The sequence below is a fragment of the Actinomadura napierensis genome (assembly GCF_039529375.1).
GTDB lineage: Bacteria > Actinomycetota > Actinomycetes > Streptosporangiales > Streptosporangiaceae > Spirillospora > Spirillospora napierensis.
Genome location: NZ_BAAAMR010000456.1, coordinates 1 through 502, shown reverse-complemented (window position 1 = coordinate 502; position 502 = coordinate 1). Strand labels below are relative to the sequence as shown.

At 38.0% G+C, this 502-nt stretch carries 1 protein-coding gene; it reads right to left on the bottom strand.

Going from position 1 to position 502, the window contains the following annotated elements:
- Window positions 1–502 (bottom strand): chorismate-binding protein (locus ABD296_RS50455; RefSeq protein ID WP_344285910.1); only part of this gene is annotated, 502 nt, incomplete at both ends.

Genomic DNA, 502 nt, shown 5'->3' with positions numbered 1-502 from the left:
CTGCTGTGCTGTTCATCAAGTTCAGCATAGCAGAGATTTTATCAAGACTTTCCTGATATTCAGCCTCAGCCTCTGAAGCAATAGTAATACCGCCGCCTGCCCAAATAGAGAGCTGGTTTTGATATTGTTGAAAACTACGAATTAAAATATTCCAGCGTCCAGTACCATCGAAATTAAAATATCCTAAAGTGCCGCAATATGCTCCCCGAGGTGCGCCTTCTAGCTCTTCAATAATTTGCATTGCCCGAATTTTAGGAGCTCCTGTAATTGAGCCTCCTGGTAAAGCAGTGAGCAACATCTGCATAGGATTAATATCATTTTTAAGTGTAGCCGTAATCTCACTCACCATATGATGAACTTGATTGAAGCTCTCAATTTCGAATAGTTTTGTTGTTTTTACCGAACCTGTATTGGCATAAATGCTCAAATCATTACGTAATAGATCAACGATCATCACATTTTCTGCTTGATCTTTTTTAGAATTTTTTAAAGTTTGTTTTGA